The sequence below is a fragment of the Vibrio sp. 10N.261.45.E2 genome (assembly GCF_002875705.1).
Taxonomy (GTDB): domain Bacteria; phylum Pseudomonadota; class Gammaproteobacteria; order Enterobacterales; family Vibrionaceae; genus Vibrio.
Map to the genome: position 1 here is coordinate 1 of NZ_MCZZ01000048.1, position 22,008 is coordinate 22,008.

At 42.9% G+C, this 22,008-nt stretch carries 17 protein-coding genes; 4 read left to right on the forward strand and 13 right to left on the reverse strand.

Annotated elements, in window-relative coordinates; all coding sequences use genetic code 11:
* Positions 1–120 precede the first annotated feature (120 nt).
* Positions 121–1,296: an MFS transporter gene (locus tag BCT34_RS02635; RefSeq protein ID WP_076655281.1), complete on the reverse strand. Its 1,176-nt coding sequence runs from the start codon at positions 1,294–1,296 to the stop codon at positions 121–123.
* Positions 1,297–1,525: 229 nt separating this feature from the next.
* Between BCT34_RS02635 and BCT34_RS02640 the strand changes: the two genes are divergently transcribed.
* A complete protein-coding gene (locus BCT34_RS02640; RefSeq protein WP_076655284.1) occupies positions 1,526–2,416 on the forward strand; it encodes a LysR family transcriptional regulator in 891 nt (296 codons plus the stop codon).
* A 147-nt stretch (positions 2,417–2,563) separates the two neighbouring features.
* Here the strand turns inward: BCT34_RS02640 and BCT34_RS02645 are convergent, their stop codons facing one another.
* From BCT34_RS02645 to BCT34_RS02670, 6 genes are all read right to left on the reverse strand, one after another.
* Positions 2,564–7,510, reverse strand: a complete 4,947-nt coding sequence (locus BCT34_RS02645; protein ID WP_076655287.1) for a transporter substrate-binding domain-containing protein — start codon at positions 7,508–7,510, stop codon at positions 2,564–2,566.
* Positions 7,503–8,528, reverse strand: a complete 1,026-nt coding sequence (locus tag BCT34_RS02650) for a two-component system response regulator (protein ID WP_076655290.1) — start codon at positions 8,526–8,528, stop codon at positions 7,503–7,505. Before BCT34_RS02650 ends, BCT34_RS02645 begins: the two co-directional genes overlap by 8 nt.
* Before the next feature lie 284 nt (positions 8,529–8,812).
* The gene (locus tag BCT34_RS02655; protein WP_076655293.1) at positions 8,813–9,577 is read right to left on the reverse strand and encodes an ATP-binding cassette domain-containing protein; all 765 of its coding nucleotides are present in this window, start codon (positions 9,575–9,577) and stop codon (positions 8,813–8,815) included.
* Between the two features lie 12 nt (positions 9,578–9,589).
* Positions 9,590–10,540 (reverse strand): iron chelate uptake ABC transporter family permease subunit, encoded by a 951-nt coding sequence (locus tag BCT34_RS02660; protein ID WP_076655296.1) that lies wholly within the window; start codon positions 10,538–10,540, stop codon positions 9,590–9,592.
* The gene (locus BCT34_RS02665) at positions 10,533–11,486 is read right to left on the reverse strand and encodes an iron chelate uptake ABC transporter family permease subunit (RefSeq protein WP_076655299.1); all 954 of its coding nucleotides are present in this window, start codon (positions 11,484–11,486) and stop codon (positions 10,533–10,535) included. The genes BCT34_RS02660 and BCT34_RS02665 overlap by 8 nt, the downstream gene beginning before the upstream one ends.
* Positions 11,487–11,585: 99 nt before the next feature.
* The gene (locus BCT34_RS02670) at positions 11,586–12,518 is read right to left on the reverse strand and encodes an ABC transporter substrate-binding protein (protein ID WP_076655301.1); all 933 of its coding nucleotides are present in this window, start codon (positions 12,516–12,518) and stop codon (positions 11,586–11,588) included.
* A gap of 946 nt (positions 12,519–13,464) precedes the next feature.
* Between BCT34_RS02670 and BCT34_RS02675 the strand changes: the two genes are divergently transcribed.
* Complete coding sequence (locus BCT34_RS02675; RefSeq protein WP_004731601.1) at positions 13,465–13,674, forward strand: hypothetical protein; 210 nt, start codon at positions 13,465–13,467, stop codon at positions 13,672–13,674.
* 231 nt (positions 13,675–13,905) lie between these two features.
* On the opposite strand, the gene BCT34_RS02680 is transcribed toward BCT34_RS02675, so the two are convergent.
* The gene (locus BCT34_RS02680) at positions 13,906–14,499 is read right to left on the reverse strand and encodes a hypothetical protein (protein ID WP_076655304.1); all 594 of its coding nucleotides are present in this window, start codon (positions 14,497–14,499) and stop codon (positions 13,906–13,908) included.
* Positions 14,500–15,140: 641 nt separating this feature from the next.
* On the opposite strand from BCT34_RS02680, the gene BCT34_RS02685 reads away from it, so the two are divergent.
* Complete coding sequence (locus BCT34_RS02685) at positions 15,141–15,680, forward strand: DUF3332 domain-containing protein (protein WP_076655307.1); 540 nt, start codon at positions 15,141–15,143, stop codon at positions 15,678–15,680.
* Between the two features lie 112 nt (positions 15,681–15,792).
* Here the strand turns inward: BCT34_RS02685 and BCT34_RS02690 are convergent, their stop codons facing one another.
* From BCT34_RS02690 to BCT34_RS02705, 4 genes are read right to left on the reverse strand one after another with little or no spacing between them, the layout of a single operon-like run.
* Positions 15,793–16,452 (reverse strand): potassium channel family protein, encoded by a 660-nt coding sequence (locus tag BCT34_RS02690; RefSeq protein ID WP_076655310.1) that lies wholly within the window; start codon positions 16,450–16,452, stop codon positions 15,793–15,795.
* A complete protein-coding gene (locus BCT34_RS02695; protein WP_076655313.1) occupies positions 16,453–17,553 on the reverse strand; it encodes an AI-2E family transporter in 1,101 nt (366 codons plus the stop codon).
* 22 nt (positions 17,554–17,575) lie between these two features.
* On the reverse strand, positions 17,576–18,595 hold the full coding sequence (locus tag BCT34_RS02700; RefSeq protein WP_076655316.1) for a DUF2955 domain-containing protein: 1,020 nt from the start codon (positions 18,593–18,595) through the stop codon (positions 17,576–17,578).
* Positions 18,585–19,706 (reverse strand): HlyD family secretion protein, encoded by a 1,122-nt coding sequence (locus tag BCT34_RS02705; RefSeq protein ID WP_076655319.1) that lies wholly within the window; start codon positions 19,704–19,706, stop codon positions 18,585–18,587. The genes BCT34_RS02700 and BCT34_RS02705 overlap by 11 nt, the downstream gene beginning before the upstream one ends.
* 158 nt (positions 19,707–19,864) lie before the next feature.
* Here BCT34_RS02705 and BCT34_RS02710 point away from each other — a divergent pair, with 158 nt between their 5' ends.
* Positions 19,865–20,860, forward strand: coding sequence for a helix-turn-helix domain-containing protein (locus BCT34_RS02710; protein WP_076655322.1), 996 nt, complete (start codon positions 19,865–19,867; stop codon positions 20,858–20,860).
* Between the two features lie 49 nt (positions 20,861–20,909).
* On the opposite strand, the gene BCT34_RS02715 is transcribed toward BCT34_RS02710, so the two are convergent.
* Positions 20,910–21,995: a sensor domain-containing diguanylate cyclase gene (locus BCT34_RS02715; RefSeq protein ID WP_076655408.1), complete on the reverse strand. Its 1,086-nt coding sequence runs from the start codon at positions 21,993–21,995 to the stop codon at positions 20,910–20,912.
* Positions 21,996–22,008 lie beyond the last annotated feature (13 nt).

The following is a 22,008-nucleotide window of genomic DNA, read 5'->3' on the forward strand; positions in this document are numbered from 1 at the left end:
TTCTTAAACGATCGGCATTATACCTTATTGGTAGGGCTTTTTATTTGTCTGTACTTGTATAGCATCGTTAGCACTATAAACTGGTTAGCGTAGCATTATGTTCAACCGTTTAACTTGTCTTTATATCGGCTGTTTTTGAATACGCGATTTACGAGCACTGAATGCGAACAACAAGATAACGGCTAACACGAATGGTAATACGTAGACATTGAGGTTCTGCCACCCAGCTGTTGATTCTAGCCAACCAGAGAGCATGGCGGTAATAGTCACACACCCAAAGACAACAAATTCATTAAACGCTTGTGCCTTGGCCTTGTTCTGTGACTGATAAGACTGACTAAACAAGCCCGTTGCCGCGATAAACATGAAGTTCCAACCCACTCCCAACAAAACCAAAGCCGCTCTAAAGTGCCAAATAGATTCACCATGAATGTTAATCGCAATACAGGCAACGAATAGTAGCCCACCCGCCAAGATCATCATTCTTGATCCAAACTTTTCAATAAGTGATCCAGTAAAGAACGCAGGAACAAACATCCCCAACACGTGCCATTCGATCACACCCGCCGCTTTAGTAAAGTCAAAGCCGCAGCCAATCATTGCCAATGGTGTTGCTGTCATCAGGATATTCATCACGGCATAAGCGACCATGGCAGCAAACACAGCGCCAATAAAGTTGGGCGCTTTTACTATCACGCTAAGAGGATCGGCTTTAGGAGCCTGACTATTAAAAGAGACTTTTGGAAATTGAATGGTTTGTAAAATGAGTAACGCAAGAATGTTCAAGCCAATCAAAGAAGCAAAAGCACCAATGTACAAGCCATCTTGCGACCACTGTTGCGACATAATTGCTAAGTTAGGCCCTAATACGGCTGCTAAAACGCCACCAGCCATAGAGATAGAAATCGCTCGATGCCTAGCGTTTTCATCACACACTTCAATTGCAGCAAAGCGATAAAGCGTGCCAAAACCAATACCGATCCCAAGCAAAAATGTGGCGAAGCAAAACAAGTAGAAATGTTGCTGAGATAGCGCGTAGGTAGCAAGGCTAGCCCCTGTAATGCCAACCACATTACCAATGCTAAACCCTCGCTTTCGCCCTAACTTCCCTGAAATCAAAGACGCAGGAATAGTGGCAGCCATCAAGCCCAAAAATTGCAGTGCAACCGGCAAAGTGATCATGCTGACATTCGGTGCAATCTGCTTACCGATCAATCCAATCACAGAGATCAGCAATATGTTTCCCGTCATCAACAAGGCCTGACACAGTGAGAGCAGCCAAACATTTCTATTCATCTTCGTTCCTAAATATGAGCACAGTTGGTCAATAGACCAAAAATTCAACAAAGTCGCAACACTTTGTTACTCATAACAACTCTACAAAGCGGCTGATAGTCCATCACGTTAAGTTTGATTAGCCTTACTTTAGGCACTAGAGTTGAAATTATCATTACTTAAGATAATAATAATTTTCTGTTATTCATTGGCTTTATTACTCAATAAGCCAACGCATTTGAAGGTGAGTATGATTAATCCACTTTGGCTCAATACGTTTAAGACTCTGGTTGAAGTTGGCCATTTCACCCAAACGGCTGAAAAGTTGTATATGACACAACCAGGGGTCAGTCAGCACATCAAGAAGCTTGAACAAGCTTGTAACTGTGATCTGCTCTCTCGTGAAAATAAGAGTTTCGAGTTGACCGAACAGGGTCGGATTATGTATCGCTATGCGCTCAAACTAGAGAAAGACCAAGAAGATCTTTTTGAGTCTCTGAGTTTTGATAACCCTTATGCTGGGCAATGTCACCTTTCCTGCTCTGGTTCACTCTCTTTGCGCCTCTACCCAAAACTTCTTGAATTACAGCAACAATACCAAGAACTCAGTATTAACTTAGAAGCGGCGCCAAACAAAAAGATATTGAACGACCTAATCGAAGGCACCACCGATATCGGCATTGTTAGGCACTCACCGAACGACAGCTACTACCAAAGCCAAGTCATCGGTAAAGAAGCGCTTTGCCTTATCGTCCATCACAGCCTTGCTGATCTAGAGATAACACCGCAAATATTGAACGACATTGGGTTGATTGCACATCCAGACTCTGCACACTACCTGTCTTTGTACTTTGACCTGTGTGGAGATAAAGATTTAGCGAACATCAACGTAAATGAAATACCAAGGTCTGGCTACATCAACCAGCTTCATCAGATATTGTTACCAGTATCTAAAGGGTTAGGCTTTACAGTGTTACCGGCTGGTGCAGTTGAACACTTCCCTGATAGAGATAAGTTGCACGTTGTGCCACCAAAGGTAGAAGTTGAGGAGACGCTGTATTTGGTTCAAAAGAGAAACCGAAAATTGCCGCACCGATACGATACAGTTGTTGAACTCATCAAACAGAACGTGAGTGGTTAGAAACATTAATGAATTGATGAAAGCCTTTAACTACAGAGGTTAAAGGCTTTCATACTGAAGTGCTTATTGTTAAGACAGCGATAACAATAAAGAGAGCAATTATTACATGTCAACGAAGCAAAATGGCTTAGTTGTAGTCTAAGGTGCTTATTCCAACGAGCTTAGAACCTCACCAGCTCGCTCGAAATCGTAGCTATCTAATGCACTTTTAATATCTTTAAGCACAACAGCGTGTGGATACTGCACGAGTAACTCAGCCACGTATTGCGTCGCATCGTTATCGTAAGCCTCGAGTAGAGACAACAACTTTGTCTTTTGCTCAAGTGCAATCCTAGGAGGCTCCGTCACATTCGCTAGACTCACCTCAACTTCAGCTGCACATGGCTTACCCAAAACGCGCCCAACCTCTTCAATCAACTCATTTAATCCAAGTTCACTCTGCTTAAGATCCGTCTTAGTACACGTTTTGTTGTGAGCGTTGTGTTCAATTACACCAAGTAACTCAGCCAATCGAACTCCCCCAATCGATGCCGCCATGCTTTTTAATGTATGCAAGTTCCGCTCTAACGTACCCCAATCGTCTTGTAGCAGGTTATCAAAGGTTTGCGACATAATGCTTGGCGCGCCCTGACAGAACCTATCAAGCACCTTAGCTTGCAACTCTGCATCATGATAAGTCAGCTGCTCAAATCTCGATTGCGAGAAAATAGGCAGTTCATTTGGAATATCAGAATTTAGTGTTGCACGCTCATCATAGCCGTCGGTCTGCATTGTACTTTTAGACTCTTCTGATGACACTTTTCCTTCAACCAACACCTCTGGGACCATGTACCTAGTAACCAAAGACATCGCTTTATCGATAACAATGGGCTTATCCAAGAAGTCCGTGACACCTGCTTCTCTCGCTCGTTGTTTCGCGTCAGCAAACACATTGGCCGACATTGCAATAATAGGTACGTCTTTATCGAATTCACGAATCAAACGCGTCGCTTCAAAGCCATCCATAATTGGCATTTGAAGATCCATAAAGATTATCTCGTAATCATTATTTTTAGCTAACTCCAACGCTTCCTTACCGTTTTCAGCCAGATCGGCATTCAATTTAGAGCGACTGAAAAATGCCAAGGCTAAATCTTGGTTCAACTCATTGTCTTCAACCAATAATACTCTTTGGCCTTTGAATTCTATCTGATAATCCAACTGCAACTCTTGAGCTTTAAACTCTATTAATTCATCAGCACTTGATCTTGGTAATGTCAGAACAAATGAGAACTCGCTTCCTTTTCCGTAAACACTCTCAACTGTGATCTGACCGCCCATCGCATGAACTAATTTTTGACTAATATTGAGCCCAAGCCCGGTTCCGCCAAATCTGCGTGTCGTGGTGGAATCCGCTTGGCTAAATGCTTCAAACAACTTATGTAAATTCTCATCAGAGATGCCTATTCCGGTATCTGTCACACTGACCTTCATTGTTAAGCTGTTGTCATTCGACTCGATCAGAGCAACGTTTAACGCCACACTGCCTTTTTCCGTAAATTTAATCGCATTACCAACAAGATTGAGTATGACTTGGAACAACCTCAATGGATCACCTTGCAAGGGCGTATGTAATTCCGAGTCAACTGACATCGTCAAATTCAGTTGCTTCTCAGCCGCTTTCGATTCCATCAGCTCAATGACATCTTGAAACGTCGTCATCGGGTCAAATGGAATGCTATCAATAACAAGCTGCCCTGCTTCTATCTTTGAGAAATCCAAAATATCGTTGATGATAGCTAATAATGAATGACCCGAACGATGCACTTTCTCAATATAATTTCGAGCAACCGGATTAGATATTTCTCCAATCGCTAGATAAGACAAGCCAATAATCGCATTCATTGGCGTTCTTATTTCATGGCTCATATTGGCTAAGAATTCAGATTTGGCTTGGCTTGCCAAATCTGCTCTCTTTTTCTCTTCTTCTAGTTGTTCATTTAGGCGTTTCATTTCAGAAATATCAAAAGCCCAAAATAGAGTCGCAACTTCCCCATCAAGTTCAAATAGGTAGTAACTAACAAGGGCGACAAAACGGCTGCCATCAAATTTCCTAAGCACTAACTCCCTATTCACAACCTTACCGTAAAGGTTCAGTTCTTTATACAATCCATCACGGTCCGATAAAGAGTTATAAACGACTTCAACATCAATAGAGGAAAGTTCTCTCCGTTCTACTCCAAAGAGACGTTTTGCCGTATCGTTCGCATAACGAACTTGTTCGTCGACAATAACACTCGCAGCTATAGGGGACGTATTCAAAATGTTGTAAAGCTGACTTTGTGCTTTACGAAGTGCTTCAGTAGCGTTATTAGCAATAGTGATTTGCTTGGATAGTTTTCTATTCCAAAATACAATCAACAACACTATCACGACGGAAAATACCGAGATGGTATAAACAAGTTGGTAATCAACTTTTTCAATCGCTTTAGGTGCAGCCCATTTCGCGGATATTTTTTGGTGGTCTTCCGCAGAGATACTTCCTATTGCTTTGTTAACAATAGACAGTAACAACGGCTCTGATTTGATGACATGTAAGGTCGGCGACAAAAAGAAATCCAATCGGCCAATAATTCCGATACCTCGATAACCAAATGAATTGATCAAATAATTTAGGACATCAACAGTATCAATCATCGCATCAAGCTCACCTGAGTCGACACGTTCTAATCCGTCATTAGTCGAAGACACCATCGACCAATTAATATCAGGATAACTATCTACTATAGCTTCTGTGTTGGCTCCCGCCTCTAATATACCGATTTTCCAACCGGCAGCTTCTTCTAAAACAAGGCTATTCACATCCCGCCTTGAAGCAATGGCTAAGCGACTAGAAAATAACTTCTTACCCGCCTTCACGTTTTCACGAAGTGAACGGTTTTCTACAGCAGCCGAGACAAGGTGCACTTTCCTATGGTCAACGAGTCGTCGAGTCTCTTTCCAACTGCCGACATCAACATGTTCCAAGCGTAAACCTGTTTTCTGTTCGATCAGCTTTAGGTAATCATCGATCATACCGATGTATTCCCCTTTGCTCGATACGGCCTCATAAGGCAAAGAGTTAGGGTCAATACCGATTTTTAATACTGGATGAGACTTTATCCACTGACGTTCATTTTGGCTGAGATTAAGAAGTTCGCCAGCTAAGCTGTTTGATTGATAAATATCAGAAATATAACGTTTTGCGCCATCTCCGAATGATTCAAATTGCTCAATGGCAGGAAAATAAACATGACTCCCTTCCACGGAACCCACATCGAAATAGAACGTCATAAACCCAGCATTGGTACTGCCCGTCTGTGTTTTATAGCCAGCGCCTTTCGTCACGGATGACAGTTTAGAGGTATTTTTCTTGTCCAATAATGACGTTGATACATCTCCTAGGAACCAAGATTCTAGCGGTCGCTTATTATTGTCAGCCAGTGCAGAAATAACCATGAAGGTATTATCTGCATCAAATATGTCAAAAATCTTAGGCAGTTCATCAAAGCGATCATTGACGATAAAATACGCTGAAATTTGAGCAATAATATCAGCCTTCTTCAGAACCGGAGTCAGGTCGTTCTTAATTTGTCTTCTAAGGATTGGCTCAAACTCTCCGTCTTCCCTTTTCAGGTTTGCCAATGCGACATTGAAGCGGTCTCTTAGCTCAGCCCCCCTGAAATCGACGTAGATGGGATAGCTGACTTTATAATCTTCATGGATCTGAATCTCGCGCATTTCAATAAAACGAGTATTGGTGACAAACCAGGTTAACACCCGCCTTTCTACCATGAGGAAATCAACATTTTGAGCTCTCAGCTGGGAAAACGCCGACTCTAAGCTGTCGAGATCTTCTATCCGATCAATGCTCAATTGGCTATCCAACACTTCTACGGAGTTTTTAATCGGCGATGTTTCATCGAACAGCAAAGCACCCAATGACAAGTTTTTTGCCGATTTCAAATCCAGCTTACGCCTCTTTAATGACACTGGTACGAAATCAACATCCATCACCTTATCACTGACAAAGTGCAATGAGGAATCATCAAGTTGAACGCCAGAAACAAATGATATTGAGCTATTGTTATCGATAGCTTGACGAGCTGCACTACGAGGCAAAGTGACAACGTCACCCAGTCGATATCCCATATCATTCAAAGCCCTTTGCATAATGTCATGCTCTAAGCCGACAGAAGTACTGTCTGGATACATGTAAGGCGGGTTACCGAAACCAAATACGCCTTTAATGGGAGAGCGATAAGGCGAGCTATCTAACCATTTAGACAAAATGCGGTTCTTTTTACTGATATCAAACGTTTCAATTTGTTTATTCAATAAGTTAAGTAACTCATTGTCATTGGAACGAATGACCATGGCTGCCTTGATGTTTTTCCAGCGTTCAAGCACATAGTTTACCGCTAAATTGTCAACTCCACTTTTATGGGCAAGATCCATGGTGGTCACAGGTTCAGCCAGTAAGCCATCAACCGACCCGTCTTCTAATGCGCGAATAGCATCAATGGCCGTATCGAACTCAACTAGCTCAATCGAACTAAGCTGCACGCCAGATCGCTCTAGGTCGATGCCTTCTCGAACCATGCCAATTCGCCTCTTGCCCTCTTGCTCAATTTTATTGTTGAGGTGATCATCGGTAGGAAGAATGACGGCAATTTGGTACGAGATATAAGGATCAGTTTGAAGGAAACGACCTCCTTCGCTGGGATCAAACTGTTGAAACGGAAACACATCGCCTTTCCCGTCTAACAAAGCTTGCTTTGCTTCAGCGTGAGAATCTACGCTGATGAAGTTGGTTTTTACGTTGAAACGCTCTTCAAGATCGTAAGCCCAATCTCGAATAATCCCGTCGACTTGTCCGTCATCACCAATAAATGAGTAAGGATAGTGACTGGATAGCGTAACAAACGTGATTTCACGATCAGGATCTTGCCATAGGTTTGGTTGTTGCTCTGGAGCCGCCTCAGCGTTAACGCTAGCGGCACGAACAGCGAAGACAACAAACAAAATTATGGCGATGAAATAACACTTACCCGACATCTTCCAGAGGTCACTCATCTTTGAACTTCTCTTTAATCTCTAGAATCTCAGGCAATTTAGTGAAAAACAGATCAACGATAGTCGGGTCAAAATGCTTACCTTTCTGCTCAGTGATTAAGGCCAAAGCATCTTCGACACTCCAAGCTTTTTTATAAGGACGCTCTACCGTCAGAGCATCAAACACATCAGCCACAGCAGCGATTCTGCCAACCAATGGGATGTCTTCCCCTGCCACTTGACTCGGATACCCGGAACCATCCCATTTCTCATGGTGATACTGCGCCACTTGAATCGCCATGCGCATCAGTTTGGAATCGCTCTGCCTACCAAGGATCTCAACACCGTACTCGACGTGTTTTTGCATGGTAGTCCACTCATCGGCATCCAACTTACCCGGCTTCAGTAACACGCTATCAGGAATGCCAATCTTACCAATATCGTGCATTGGCGCCGCGTCACGGAGCGTTTCGGCATCTTCATCAGTCATGCCCAACGCCTTGCCCAACACCTCACAGTAGTGACTCATGCGCTTAACGTGCATGCCAGTTTCATTGTCCTTAAATTCAGCTGCCCTACCCAATATGTTCAGCGTCTCTAGCTTACCCAGATTGATCTCTTGAGTTTTCTCTTTCACTTGATGGAACAGCGCTCGTTGTTGGTCATACAAAGCGATGTGGGTTTTGACACGCTGGAGCGCGATTTCAGGCGTGATAGGTTTGGTTAGGTAATCAACAGCACCTAGAGATAACCCTTTCACTTCGGCTTCGGGACCAATTTTGGCGGTCACGAAAATGATAGGAATGTGAGCCGTATTCGGCTGATCTTTAAGTTGGCGGCACACCTCGTAACCATCGATGTCAGGCATCATGATATCGAGGAGGATAAGGTCTGGTTGCGGCACCATCTTCGCAATCTTGATACCAATTGTACCGTTAATCGCTACTTTCACTTGATAGGTATCTTTGAGTATTGCCGTTAACACATCCAAGTTACTTGGGGTGTCATCCACGACTAACACTATTGGTTTACGAATCATTGATACCTCGTATAAAAATCAAACAGTTATAGCCCTAGTGTAGATCGTTTTTGGAAGGCGGGGCACAAAAAATAGCAAATGATTTTAAAAAATGGATAGTAAATCTATGAGTGACATCAAACTATCATTTTAGTTAAAGCTACCTGTCAAGATTACGTCGATTACACCCTTATGATTGAACAATAAACCATCAGCAACATGTTAAATCTCAGGCTGTTTATTAACAAAAAAAGAGCTCCTGGTTAGGGAGCTCTTAAGTATTGTTCATTGGAGAGTGGAATAGACTAGCGACCTGAGTAATACATACAGATTCGAACACCATCGAACTCGCGAATCTCAAATGGGATCTCGTAGATTGATTCCATCACTGATTGTTCCACCACTTCACAGACCTTGCCCGATTTAACCACTTTGCCTTTCTTCATCGCGACAATATTATCTGAATAGCAAGAAGCGAAGTTGATGTCGTGAATCACGATCACCACAGCTTTGTTGAACTCATGCGCTAAACGACGCAGTGTCTGCATGATTTCAACTGAGTGTTTAATATCAAGGTTATTCAGAGGTTCATCTAAGAACACATAATCCGTATCTTGCGCCACAACCATCGCGATAAACGCCATTTGACGCTGACCACCACTTAACTCATCAAGGTATTTGTTTTGAATATCTGTGATACCAAGGTGCTCTAGCGCGGTGTCGACGATCTTATGATCTTCGTCTTTCAAGCGGCCTTGAGAGTGTGGGAAACGACCAAAGCAGACCAACTCACGAATCGTAAATCGCATATTGATGTTGTTCGATTGTCTTAACACAGCAAGGTGCTTCGCGAGTTCTTTGGTATCCCATTCAGCCAGTAGTTTATCGCCAATGACCACTTCACCCGCGTCACTGTCTGTTAAGCGGCTCGCCATTGAAAGCAGTGTACTTTTACCCGCACCATTTGGGCCAATGATAGAAGTCACTTCTCCTTTTGGGAACATAGCACTGGCATCGTCAACCACGAGTGCTTTGCCATACTTCTTACTTAAACCTGTTAATTTAATCACTACTTACTACCTTTACTGAATTCTGGTGCGTAACAACAAGAACATAAAATACAAACCGCCGACCAAGTTAATGATCACACTCACTGTGGTTTCAAACGCCATCACTTTTTCGATAAACCATTGGCCAGAAACCAATAGCACGATCGCTAACAAGCTGCTTGCGATGATAAGCACACGATGCTGATAAGATCGGAATATCTGACGAGCTAAGCTCACTGTGATTAAACCAAAGAACAGCACAGGGCCGACCAAAGCCGTAGACACCGCAACCATCACTGACACAATCACCAAGGTAATCTGAGTCAGTCGCTTAGTGTTCACGCCCAAACTTGTCGCGTTATCAACTCCAAGCCAGAGTACATCAAGCTTAGGCGCCAACAACCACAGGCCAAGCAAGCTCAAGCCCAATGGAATCAGGCTGAGGTAAACCAGTTCGCCTTTCACGTTATTGAAGCTTGCGAACATCACATTCTGCAGCACTGCAAATTCGTTTGGATCAATCAACATCGCAAGGAAATTAGCGAGGCTTGAGAATACGCTGCCGCATACGATACCTATCAAAAGCAGTGTGAATACGTTGTTTCGTTTGCTCTTAAAGTAGAAATGGAACAGAGCAAATGAGAACAAGATCATCACAGCTACGGACATCGAAAAGTTTGCGATTGAATCGGTCACCCAGAAGCTAGCACTGCCGAACACAAACAGAAGTACCGTTTGAACCAACATATATAGGCTATCAAAGCCCAAAATTGATGGAGTTAGAATTCGATTATTGGTGATGGTTTGAAAAACCAGTGACGATGCAGAAATCGCCACCGCAGCCAGCACTATCGACAACAGTTTCGGTAGTCGTAGAGACAAGAAGAACTCGTAGTTATCCCACGTAAGTCCCTGCCCGATAAACACTGCTGTCATACCCAAAGACGCGATAGCCAGAATCGCAATTTTTACTGAATCACGCATTCGACTTGTCTCTCATAATTAGGTAGATAAAAATCAAGCCACCAAAGATGCTGATTACCATCGAGATTGGAATCTCGTAAGGGAAGATGACGATTCGAGCAAGCAGGTCACAAGCCAATACCAAGATCACGCCCCAGTAAGCAGTCCAAGGCAAAATCTTCTTCATGTTATCGCCCATCATCAGTGACACGATATTCGGCACGATAAGGCCAAGGAATGGGATGACACCAACGATCATCACCACTGAAGAGGCGCAGATAGCGACCAATGCAACACCAATGAAGACGATCTTCTGGTAATTCAAACCGATGTTTTTCGCGAAACTCTCACCGATACTCGCTGCGCTGAACTGGCTCGCGAAGTAGTAAGCCAACACACAAGCAGGTACTGCGAGGTAAAGGATCTCATAACTACCCTGCAAGACACTTGCAAAGTTCGCCATTGTCCATGCTGACATGGTTTGTACTAAGTCGTGTTTGTAGGCGATAAACGTCGTTAACGCGGAAACCACATTACCATACATGATGCCAATCAAAGGTACCAATACCGCGTTCTTGAACTTAAGGTGCTGTAGAAAGCGAACCAATAACATGGTGCCAAACACGGCAAACGCGAAGATAAAGCCTAAGTAACTCCACTGCGCAGCATTACCTAACACTAGAATGCCGACGATGTAGCCCAACATCGCACAGTCAATGGTGCCCATCGTCGAAGGCGCAGCAAACTTGTTCTGTACGATTTGCTGCATGATCAAACCAGAGATACTCAATCCCGCTCCGGCAAGCACGATAGCGAGTAGCCGAGGTATCCGACTAACAATATAAATAGAGTTGGCGTGTTGGTTGCCATTGAAGAAGTCACTAAAACTGATTTCAGCGACTCCGGTCATCAATGACGCAACGCATAACACAACAAGAAAGACAGCAGCTGCAATGGGTTTCAACATAGAAATAATACTAAAGGTAGGTCTCGGATAGCCCGTATGAAAAAGTGAAAAGGGCTTATAAGAACACTCTTATAAGCCCGAAAATCTGTTTGTTAGAAACTATTGAATCGTGCGTTCAATGTCACCAAGCATTCTGTGAATCGCTGTCACACCGCCACCAGCCAGGTACCAAGCACTTGAATCAAGATAAACGATATTACCTTGCTGCGCTGCAGGTGTTACCGCGACTAATGGGTTATCAAACAGTTGTTGTGCGCGCCCTTCTGACTTACCAATCGCTTTTTCACGGTCAAGAACATAAAGCACTTCAGGCTTTGCGTCAGCAATGTATTCAAAAGAGATTAGGTTGCCGTGTGTCCCTTTAATTGGAGCCACTGTTGCACTCTTTGATTCCACGAAACCAAAGTCATCAAAAATGATAGAGAAACGGCTGCCTTTGTTGAACATAGCAATGTTGTTGCCATTGTTCATTAGCATCATCGCTGTCGTTTCGCCTGCAGTTACTTTATCGTTTACAGCTGTAATTGAACCTTGAGTCTCTTTGATGATAGCTTCAACTTCAGCCTGTTTATCAAATAGCTCACCAAGTGAACGCCAGTTTTGTTGAGCGTCGGCCCAGTACTTATCGCCTTCAATAGAGAACATGATCGTTGGAGCGATTTGTGCCAGCTTGTCGTAAACCTTAAGCATACGGTTTTCCGCAATGATCACATCTGGCTTCAACATGTAGATAGCTTCAAAATCAGGTTCACTTAACGAACCAGTATTTGCTGTCGTTTCTTTGTAAGATTCTAGGTAATCAGGCATAAGGCTGTGAGGCGCACCTACTGGCTTCACACCAATTTTGTCCAGCACATCCAAGCTACCAAAACCAAGAACAACCACTCGTTGTGGCACTTCAGTGAACTGCGCTGTGCCCTTTACATGTTCAATTGTGACGGTTTCCGCTTGTGCGGTCATCATCAATGATGATGCAAGAACGATGGCAAGCCCGCTCACTAACTGGCGAACTGATTTGATTGTTTTCTTCATGTTTCTTCCTTTGCCATTGAGACAAACCACCACTCATGACAATGAAAGTCAGATTACTCATCGATGAGTATGGGGCCTACACAACTGCTAAATAACGATAATTTAAAGTTTGTCATTGATTTGACAACAAATTTGTAACGCAAGTGAGAATTATTATCAATTATATTTGCAGTTATTTAGGTGTACAACAACTTTGTTATTCATAAACGTAAAAGTGATTATTCATATTCTGCTAGGCGGGTATCTAAAACGCGCATAGCTAAACAATAAATGGAGGCAGGAAGGACAAGTAACGTTCAAATGAGCGGAAAATTAAGGGAGGATGAGTAAGGCTGCAAATTCTTACGACTGATATAGCCATAAATACACAGCATACAAACCGACATCACGACTTGTAATTTACAATGTAAAATCACTATATTACAGGGGTTTAATTGTAGCTATCGACATGAAACATCGAAAAGTGTTGAGGGGATTTTTTCAGATACATCGCCAACGAAACCATTTAAGAAATAGCGAATTCCTTATCAACGCCTTCTTTCAACGCTATGTAATGGTGATATTTCAATCGAAAATATTTTTAAATTTAATTAGTCATAGGGTTGTAATTCTAAAAACTAGGCGTATAGTTCGCCACCTGGCTCTAATCTACAGAGCTGTTAATGCTAAAGTAAGTCCAAGTTCCACATAGACAGTTCTCGATTCCCTCGTTACACCATCTCTGCGTCAGCTTTCACCTAGATAGTCATTCAATAGCTTTTTAAATTCGATCCTTACTACCGATCAATCGTCATTCGCTCTCTTGTTAGCGAAGTCAGAATAGATCGAACACTTAAATACAAATGTAATAAACACAAGGCACAGTTATGTCACGCAGAACAACACGACAAACCCATTGGTACCAACTATCACGCGAAAAAAACGTTAATAAACTAAAAGGTAATAAATGCTCAAGATCAAAATAGATTTACACAAAGAAGAAATTTCATGGGTCACCGAGATTCGACAGCTCAATAGCGATATACTCCACCGCCACATATTGCCCAAGCTACAACATCACAGTTATCTCATCGACTTTGAATTTAATGAACGAGAAAGCATCGGAACTATCGTTTCAGGTAACGGAAACACCCTAGGACATTTCACACTCCTATAGCATTTCCCAAAGGCGACAAAAAGAAACATCGCCTAGCTCCAAAGATATAAAAGATGTCACCCTCAATTCGCTCTAGCAGAACAAAATAGAGTAGAAGTAAAACAGATCAGAAACCTAGCCCTTTTTGCATTTCACACGCGGCTAACGCTAGCTAGGTTATCGTGCTTCTATTGAAACCAACTTATATCGAACTCTGAATCACCAATGAGTCATTATCAGTGCATTCATGTGCTAATAAGTTAACGGCATCGACCTTAACTTCTGATCAAGAGTATATAAGTGTTCTGCAGCTTGCATGTGTTGAGGGTAATCACTGAATTTCTCACGATTCTCTTCATTCATCTTACATGTCTCATCCACCAGCATTAACTTCCAATACAGCTTTGTTGTATGCAGCATCGCCAGTAAAGGTTTGAATACCTCTTTCTCATAAGCTTGAATCAACTCTTCAATCAACTCGTCACGTTCGTCTTCACTTGCGATTGAACCTTCGATTGCCGACAACACTTTTTGATACTTCAGGTTTTGTTGCAGCTTATCCATGACCGTTTGGTTTTCTTCCGCTAAGTCAACAAGCTTCGACTTGATGATGTTTACCCAATTCACTTGGCTCAGTGCTGTGTCATCAACGCTGGTAAAGTCTTCTCGTATTTGTCGTTCCACATCTTTTTGAGCTTTCTTTAAAACCGCACGCACCTTTTGGAAAGGCAGCTGATACTCCTTACTTAGCTCGATAATCAGTTTATGAAAACCACCATTTGGAAGGTGTAAGTTTTCCTTAAACGTCGCCATTGCAGCTTCTTGCTGTTCGGTAAGGTGCGTCATTCTATTTCCTATTCTTTAATCGCTTATGGTGCGGAACCAGCGATCATACCATTATTAACTACGATTTTTCGGTAACTTGATGAGTTACACCTTGGTATGTCCCTAATTTATCCCAACACGTCATCTCTTGGTTGTTTTTCATACTACTTGGCACTAAATGGTAAGTTTGTAACGATGAATATTCGTACATTAGTCGCTCAGGGGATATCGCCAGACAGGAGTCAGCACATACATATGACAGACAATAACGAGAAATGAGAAACCACATGACCTATTCAGAATACAAAGAATCCGATTTGCATAAGTGCGTGAGCATTGGTGCGGAAGCAATGGTATCAATTGCTAAATTTGCTTTTAAAGCCACGACCCTTATATTTCGATTTTTCCGCTGGCTTGTCGTATCAGCTTATTCTTATGTGATGAAGTGATTTTGTATTGGAGTCATTGTTTTCATTACAACTTATCCAAATCCCCAAAAGCGCGGCCTATTAGGTCGCGCTTTTTTTTGCTTAAATTTCCTGCAGCAAGTTCAAGGTCATTTTCTATCGTCATTGGCGCTAAATGGTAAAACTGACAATCGAATAAAAACCATACTACACCTGTTCCAACGAAACAGACTTCTAACTTATACAGGTACTAAAATGAAAAAGATTGCACTTAAAATTGTAGGACTAACGGTTTTGGCTTCTGCGCTAACTGGTTGTATCGGCAGCAACGCCGTAACAGGGAAGGTTATGAAATTTAACGTTGAAGTTGTCGATAACCGCTATGCTCGTGCAGGTGTAAACTTCTTATTAGCGCCTGTATACGGTATTACAACCGCAGCGGACTATGTGGTATTCAACTCGCTTGAGTTCTGGACTGGTAAGAACCCAATCAGCGGCGCACCACACGTATTTGATACAAAAACAGATACACACTTCAAAGTGAACGATGAGCTTGACCCAAGCCTTAAAGAAGCCCCTGTTGGACCAATCTCAAACAATCGCACCATCGAAACCGGTGAGATGATTAAGATCGACGAAAACACGATTCAAATGGACATCGTCTATACCTCGGGCGAAACAGCAACTCTAACAGGTATAAAAGATGGTCAAAACGTTACCTATTACATGGATGGTCAGCTTGTATCTCAAACGACTATCGCTGAATTAGAAAAGATTCAAGGCACTGAAGCTTAAGGTTCATCGCCCACACAGCGTTCAAACTTAAAGAAGCTTTGAAGCTCATAAAATAGAACAAGCCCGGCAATTGCTGGGCTTGTTCGTATGTGCTCTATTATGTATATACGCTCTATTGGGATTGAGACTGCGCAAGCCGAATACTCACTAAGCTCGCCACCATTATGGCTAAGTAAAAGCTGCCGATAATAGATTCCATAAACACAAAAAATTGAGCTATTGGCAAGGCCGGTGAAATGTCACCATAACCCACTGTGGTCAACGTGATAAAGCTAAAATACATCGCATTGAACAGGTTCGTCAGCCAAATTTGCTCTTCTAATCCATTGAAGGCATTAGGGAAGATTTCTAGAATCAACAAGTAGATGGTCGACCAAGCAAACCCTAACAACAAATAAATACAGATTGACCCAATTATATGATTAGGCGTCACCGTTTTTGCTTTCATTACCTGTTTTAGCGCTGAGTAAATGTGCGAGAACAAGAACACAGCCAATGCTGATAGCGTCACTATCGATAGGTTATAGCCTTCCAAAAACGAAAACACACCAGACACTAACGCCGTAATCAATAACATCCCATACCAAGAACGATACAAAGCTCGTTCTTTGTGAATACCGACAATTGAACTCGCCAAAGTAATGATGATGAGAAATAGGATTGTTTTCTGGCCTTGCGGATAAAACTGCTGCATCACCGCGCAACCAAAAAACAACACCATCAGTGCATAGAATAAGAAGTAGAAGTTGTCGTCTTCAGAGACTGGCTTCATCTATTTTTCCTCTGCCTCTGTTGGCTTTTGCTCAGTTTCTTTTTGGTCTTTCTCTTCTAGTCCAAGCCACGCCATCATCAACTCATAGCTTAAACTCAGTATTACAGCACCAACAAACAGACCAACGATTCCTGACATCGCCATTCCGCCTAGTGCACCCAAAAGAATAACCAACATTGGAATGTGAGAGCCACGGCTCAGCAGTACTGGCTTCAAGATAGCGTCACTGCCGCTCACCAAAATACACCACACTAGGAATAAACTCGCAGCCAGTGTCGATTCAACGCTAAACATGTAGATGATTGCAGGTAATAGAGCAAGAATCGGTGGAAGTTGGATTATTGCAATTAACAGCACAGCTAATGCCCAAAACGCAGCAGCAGGAACGCCTGCAATCACCAAACCAATTGCCGACATCATGGATTGAATCACAGCAACACCAATGACACCTTGCACAACACTGCGCACCGTCGATTTAGAGAGCTGAACTAACTCTTCACCTTTACCGCCTGTTAAACGCGCCACTAAATGAGTCACACCGGTTTGGCATTTATCGGCATTACTCATGAACGCACCAGCAATAATGGTAGAAATGATGAACTGAATAAAGCCACCGCCTAACGAGCCAAGAACCGAAGCCGCTTTCGTCGCAAACTGTTTAAGTTCGTCAGCATACTTTATGAACGTGCCTTCAATGTTGTTGGAGGCAGCAACCAAAGTTGAATAAACCTTCTCTCCTATGAATGGAATATCTTGTAAGGACTCTTTCGGCTTAGGCAACGACAATGTGCCATCTTGTAGCCCTGTCATCAGATCAGAAGCGCTGGTATAGATACCAGAAGAGAGCGCTGCCAGAGGAATAAATAAAATGATCACACCAATAAAGCTCAGCAGTGCACTGGCTTTACCTTTCGACATTCCCGTTTTATTTGAAATTGCAACCGCCACTGGGTACAACGCAGTCGCAATGATCGCGCCCCACACCACCAAAAGAACGAATGGGCGCAAAATTGAGAAACACCAATACACGAGCATGGCAATTGCTGCGATTTTAATGGCAGCGTCTATCGCCTGTTTAGAAAAATCATCGGTTAACTTCATGAGACGTCCTTGTTAAACAAAATTAAGGCTGATTTTGTAAGAACTTCCAATTCCGAGTTTCTAGGAATAGAGAAGCCAAAATCATGTATATGCCAATTAACACCAATTGGAATATGCGTATAAGCGTGTTGCTATCGATATCGCCGGAGCTCATCAATGTGCTGCCGACTAGTACTAGCAATGTACTAAATGCTGTGGCGTAAATCGGTGCTTTTTCCGGAACCGTGTAGATCTTCTTAGCAATCATAATGGCGACCAAGCCTATGAATAAAGAGTAGAAGATAATATTAGGAACAATCGAAAGAATTGAAAAAGCCGCTATCGCGAGCAAGCCACCAATACCATTACTGATGACCAAAAATGCGCTTAATTTGACTGATTTTTCTGAAGTAATCATTAACGATAACAACGCAATAAACATCATGGTTAACAATGCTTCAGATATCTGAAAAATAAAGAAAAAGCACACAACAGGGTAAGAGATAATCATAGCGCGGAAAGCCGCATACCAGCGTTCTCTTTTATTGAAAGGTACTGACGCAAAGCCGGAAAAATCCGACTTGGGTTCAGGAAAAAAGACATGAACCAGTGCGAAAATAGTCACCGACACCACACCAGAAGAGGCTAAGCCAGAGGCCAGCATTACTGACACGCCGGGGTTATCAATCGCCATGAATGGCAACATCAAGACCGCAATCAACAGTATGGTGGCGAACAGGTTCCATTTTGGGTCGACAAACAAGTAGTAGCCCCAAAGCATCATTAGCCCCACTAAAATCAGCAATGGGATTGGATAATGGGTAATTCCTCGCGATAGCAATAAACCTAACCCCATGGTCACCACAACGGCCAAGAGCAATTCGTAGACCGTTTCCTTATGGAGGTTTGGTTTATCAATTAAGAACTTAGCAGTGAACACTGGCGCCACGAACGCAAGTGGCCAGTTTATCCACGCCGCCAAGAAAACAGCTAACGTGACCCCGACCGTAAATCGCAGGATACGTTGCTGTGTTTGTTGGTCAGGAATCGGCTTATCGGACATAAGACAATACGCTAATCAAACGAATCCATACCTTGCCTATCGCGTTGAACACAAAGTTATCGCCACTATAAACAATCACATCCGCTTGGCCACCGACTCGGAGCATGCCTTGCATCTCATCTCGTTCAAATTCTATGGTGATAGGAAGCATCTGTGTTTGACGCAACCAACCCGTTTGTTGGCTAGCTTGAGCAAGTTTACCTGCTTGATCATTTTGCCCCCAATCAACACCCCAATCGATACTACTTACGCGCCCTTTTACCAATTTGCCCGGTGCAAAATCTAACGCCACTTCAACTTCATCACCGACCGTTACATTACCTAGGCTGTTCTCTCGATAATAAGCTTCAATCCAAATATCTTCGGTTGAAACAAAAGTCATAATCGGTTGGCCTGCTGATGCGTAAAAACCCTCAGACAAGCTGAAGTTAGAAACTCCACCTTGTGTTGGTGCCGTAATTACGGTGCGTTCTAGGTTCAATTGAGCTTGTTCAAGTGCCAGCAACGCCGCTTTCACTTGGCTATTTTCTTGGCCTTCTTTACCCATTTGTTTCTTAGCACGGTCAAGATCAGCTTCTGCATTCACAACAGCTGCTCGAGAAGTCGCTAATGCTGCACGCGCTTTATCAGCGTCGGATTTAGAAACAACACCTTTGTCGGCCATCTCTAAAACACGCTTGGCTTGTAGCTTAGTATTTTGTCTTTCAACAATTGCTGAAGTCAGTTTTGCTTGAGCAGATGCAATGCTAGCGGTTTGAGCACCGACATTTTGACCAGCGATCTCTAAATTTTGCTCAGCTTGTTGCACAGCAATTTGATAATCGGATTCGTCTAGAATCGCTAGCTTGTCGCCTTGATTCACCAGCTGATTAGGTTGAACAAGAATATCGAGAACTTTACCCGATACCTCTGGCTTAATTGGAACGATATAACCTTTGACACGAGCATTATCAGTAATAGGGATGATGCGGTCTGAAATGATACTGAAGATCAACATGAACGCCACGAACAACAATAAGTAGTTGGTGACCTTTCTTACTTTGTCTTTTCCATTTTCTTGCTGGCCAACTTCTTCCTTGGCTTCTTGCGCATTCCCGTTGACTTCTGACATGGGACTCCCTTCTAGATAACTAACATCAACAAAATTAATACTTTAAAAATAAACCCGGCGATGGAAAACTCAAGTAAATAGGGTTAGATTTAGTAAACAAAACGTTGCAAATGATATGCACGTCTAATAATGCAACTATATACAAGGATTGTATGCTCATGACCTCCAGTCACTACCAAGTCCCGGTAATTCAAACGAACTACGCCAAGATTCTGGTTCAGGTATTTTCTGACTATGGTCTCGATTTACACCTGTTGCTCAAAGATTCAGGTTTACCGCCCGATCTCATTGAATCAGAAAGCGATTTTGTGCCATCGGAATCGATTAAACGTCTGATTTATCTGACATCCGCCCAACTTGGTGTTTCTCGGTTCACCGATATTCTCGGACTCGCATTTCGACGTCGAATCATCCCAAATGTCTTGCATCAATTTACCGAATTCGAAACCATTGGTGATGCACTAAAACAGATCAATTCAATCTTTGCCTATGATTCACCAGGCAGTAGAGTCGAGTTTATTCAAGAACACGGTCAGAACTGGTTTTGCCGCACAGCCCCAGAAGACAACTCCCCTATGTTTCAATGGGGCGAAGCTTTTGCGATTACATATATCATTGAATTAATAACCATTTTATCCCAATCGCCATGGTTACCTAATAAGGTGCGTCTGCAAGGACATGATATCGATGTCGTTAAAACACTGGTGCCAAGTAGCTGCCAATTGTTTGTTGATCAGTCGTCGACGGCTGTGCTTATTCCTGAAGAAATCTTACAACTCCCAATTCGCCTAACCTCTAAAGAACTCAGTGCCAAACCGACGCTTATTGAGTGGCACACCAGCTTTACCGATAGCGTTTATGAGCTTCTAAAGCCGTACATGAAAGAACAAGATCTCTCTCTTGAAGAAGCAGCTGAGCTACTCAACTTTTCAGTGCGAACGTTCCAACGCAAACTCAAGAATGAAAACACCACTTATCGAAAGATCAAAGAGAACCTGATGTTTTCGGTAGCTTGTGAACTGATGGAAGAAGGACATACCCTGACCTACATCTCTAGCCAACTCGGCTACACCAACATCTCGCACTTTTCTCGTGCGTTTAAGCGCGTCTCAGGGTTAACCCCCAAAATCTATCAACGCTCGATTTCGGCTTAGGTTTAGGTTTAGGCTCCGCTCTCACCGATTAGTTAATTGCAACACACGCCTAACCAAGGACAATGGCCGCTGCACTGCCCGAGCCTGAACTAGAGCTAGAGCTAGAGCTAGAGCTACACACTCTATTTCGCCCATTACCTTTAGCGCGGTAAAGCGCCTTATCCGCACTGCGATAGGTCGCTTCGGCTTGTGCCTGTATTTCAGACACACCACTGCTCACAGTCAGGTTCAGTGTTGTTCCTTTGGCTATCACTTCTTTCAATCGATACATCGCCTCAAACGCTTCTGCCAAGTTAGTTTCGGGCATTAATATAGCGAACTCCTCACCGCCTACTCGCGCTACGATATCAGTATCTCGACTGTTATTTCTCAGCAGTTCAGCGACCTCTTTTAATGCGGAATCACCTTGGTCATGGCCATGGTTATCATTGATTGCCTTGAAGTGATCCAAGTCGATCAGCGCCAAACAAGAATGTGTATAGCCATAACGCTCCGCTAAGTTTGAATAATGGTTGAGATCTTTATCAAAACGGCGACGGTTCCAACACCCTGTTAGGGAATCGGTGTCCACCAGCATTCTTAATCGATGCTCTAATACTTTGCGTCGGCTAATGTCCGTAAAGGTCACAACGTATTTATTATTGTGCGGCAGGATTTCGGTTAGCTTTTCCACTACAACGTTGACAGTAAACTGCTCGCCAAGTCGACTGACCCCACTCAACTCACCTTTCCACCTATGATTTTCCTTAAGTGAATGAGTGATAGTCGATATCAAACTGCTGTTATTCATGAAGCAGAGATCAGAAATCGGGCGAGACTCGACTTGATTAAAGGCATAACCTGAAACTCTAGAGAACTGTTGATTAACTTGTATGACCCTCAACTGACTATCGAGAACGATAAAACCAGCGACGCCATCAATGATCGCTTCAGACAAGTTATTCTTGCTTTGAGCCATTTCATGTCGATATAGGCGTGCAGTGATGAGCGTGCTGATTAAAAACAACATGCACACCGAAAAAACCATGGACGTCGTAGAGGCTATACTCAGCAACCACAAGCTAAATGCGATATTGAGGACAAGTGCTGATACCACGTATAACGGCATTTTTCGGTCATAACTTAACTTGTTCATAGTTTGCTCTGGT

Excerpts from the sequence above, each read along its gene's own strand:
- BCT34_RS02690 (WP_076655310.1), bottom strand. The coding sequence starts at position 16,452 with ATGAAGCCAGTCTCTGAAGACGACAACTTCTACTTCTTATTCTATGCA.
- BCT34_RS02665 (WP_076655299.1), bottom strand. The coding sequence starts at position 11,486 with ATGTTGAAACCCATTGCAGCTGCTGTCTTTCTTGTTGTGTTATGCGTT.
- BCT34_RS02635 (WP_076655281.1), bottom strand. The coding sequence starts at position 1,296 with ATGAATAGAAATGTTTGGCTGCTCTCACTGTGTCAGGCCTTGTTGATG.
- BCT34_RS02675 (WP_004731601.1), top strand. The coding sequence starts at position 13,465 with ATGCTCAAGATCAAAATAGATTTACACAAAGAAGAAATTTCATGGGTC.
- BCT34_RS02645 (WP_076655287.1), bottom strand. The coding sequence starts at position 7,510 with ATGAGTGACCTCTGGAAGATGTCGGGTAAGTGTTATTTCATCGCCATA.
- BCT34_RS02695 (WP_076655313.1), bottom strand. The coding sequence starts at position 17,553 with ATGAAGTTAACCGATGATTTTTCTAAACAGGCGATAGACGCTGCCATT.
- BCT34_RS02705 (WP_076655319.1), bottom strand. The coding sequence starts at position 19,706 with ATGTCAGAAGTCAACGGGAATGCGCAAGAAGCCAAGGAAGAAGTTGGC.
- BCT34_RS02700 (WP_076655316.1), bottom strand. The coding sequence starts at position 18,595 with ATGTCCGATAAGCCGATTCCTGACCAACAAACACAGCAACGTATCCTG.
- BCT34_RS02660 (WP_076655296.1), bottom strand. The coding sequence starts at position 10,540 with ATGCGTGATTCAGTAAAAATTGCGATTCTGGCTATCGCGTCTTTGGGT.
- BCT34_RS02715 (WP_076655408.1), bottom strand. The coding sequence starts at position 21,995 with ATGAACAAGTTAAGTTATGACCGAAAAATGCCGTTATACGTGGTATCA.
- BCT34_RS02680 (WP_076655304.1), bottom strand. The coding sequence starts at position 14,499 with ATGACGCACCTTACCGAACAGCAAGAAGCTGCAATGGCGACGTTTAAG.
- BCT34_RS02710 (WP_076655322.1), top strand. The coding sequence starts at position 19,865 with ATGACCTCCAGTCACTACCAAGTCCCGGTAATTCAAACGAACTACGCC.
- BCT34_RS02640 (WP_076655284.1), top strand. The coding sequence starts at position 1,526 with ATGATTAATCCACTTTGGCTCAATACGTTTAAGACTCTGGTTGAAGTT.
- BCT34_RS02650 (WP_076655290.1), bottom strand. The coding sequence starts at position 8,528 with ATGATTCGTAAACCAATAGTGTTAGTCGTGGATGACACCCCAAGTAAC.
- BCT34_RS02685 (WP_076655307.1), top strand. The coding sequence starts at position 15,141 with ATGAAAAAGATTGCACTTAAAATTGTAGGACTAACGGTTTTGGCTTCT.
- BCT34_RS02670 (WP_076655301.1), bottom strand. The coding sequence starts at position 12,518 with ATGAAGAAAACAATCAAATCAGTTCGCCAGTTAGTGAGCGGGCTTGCC.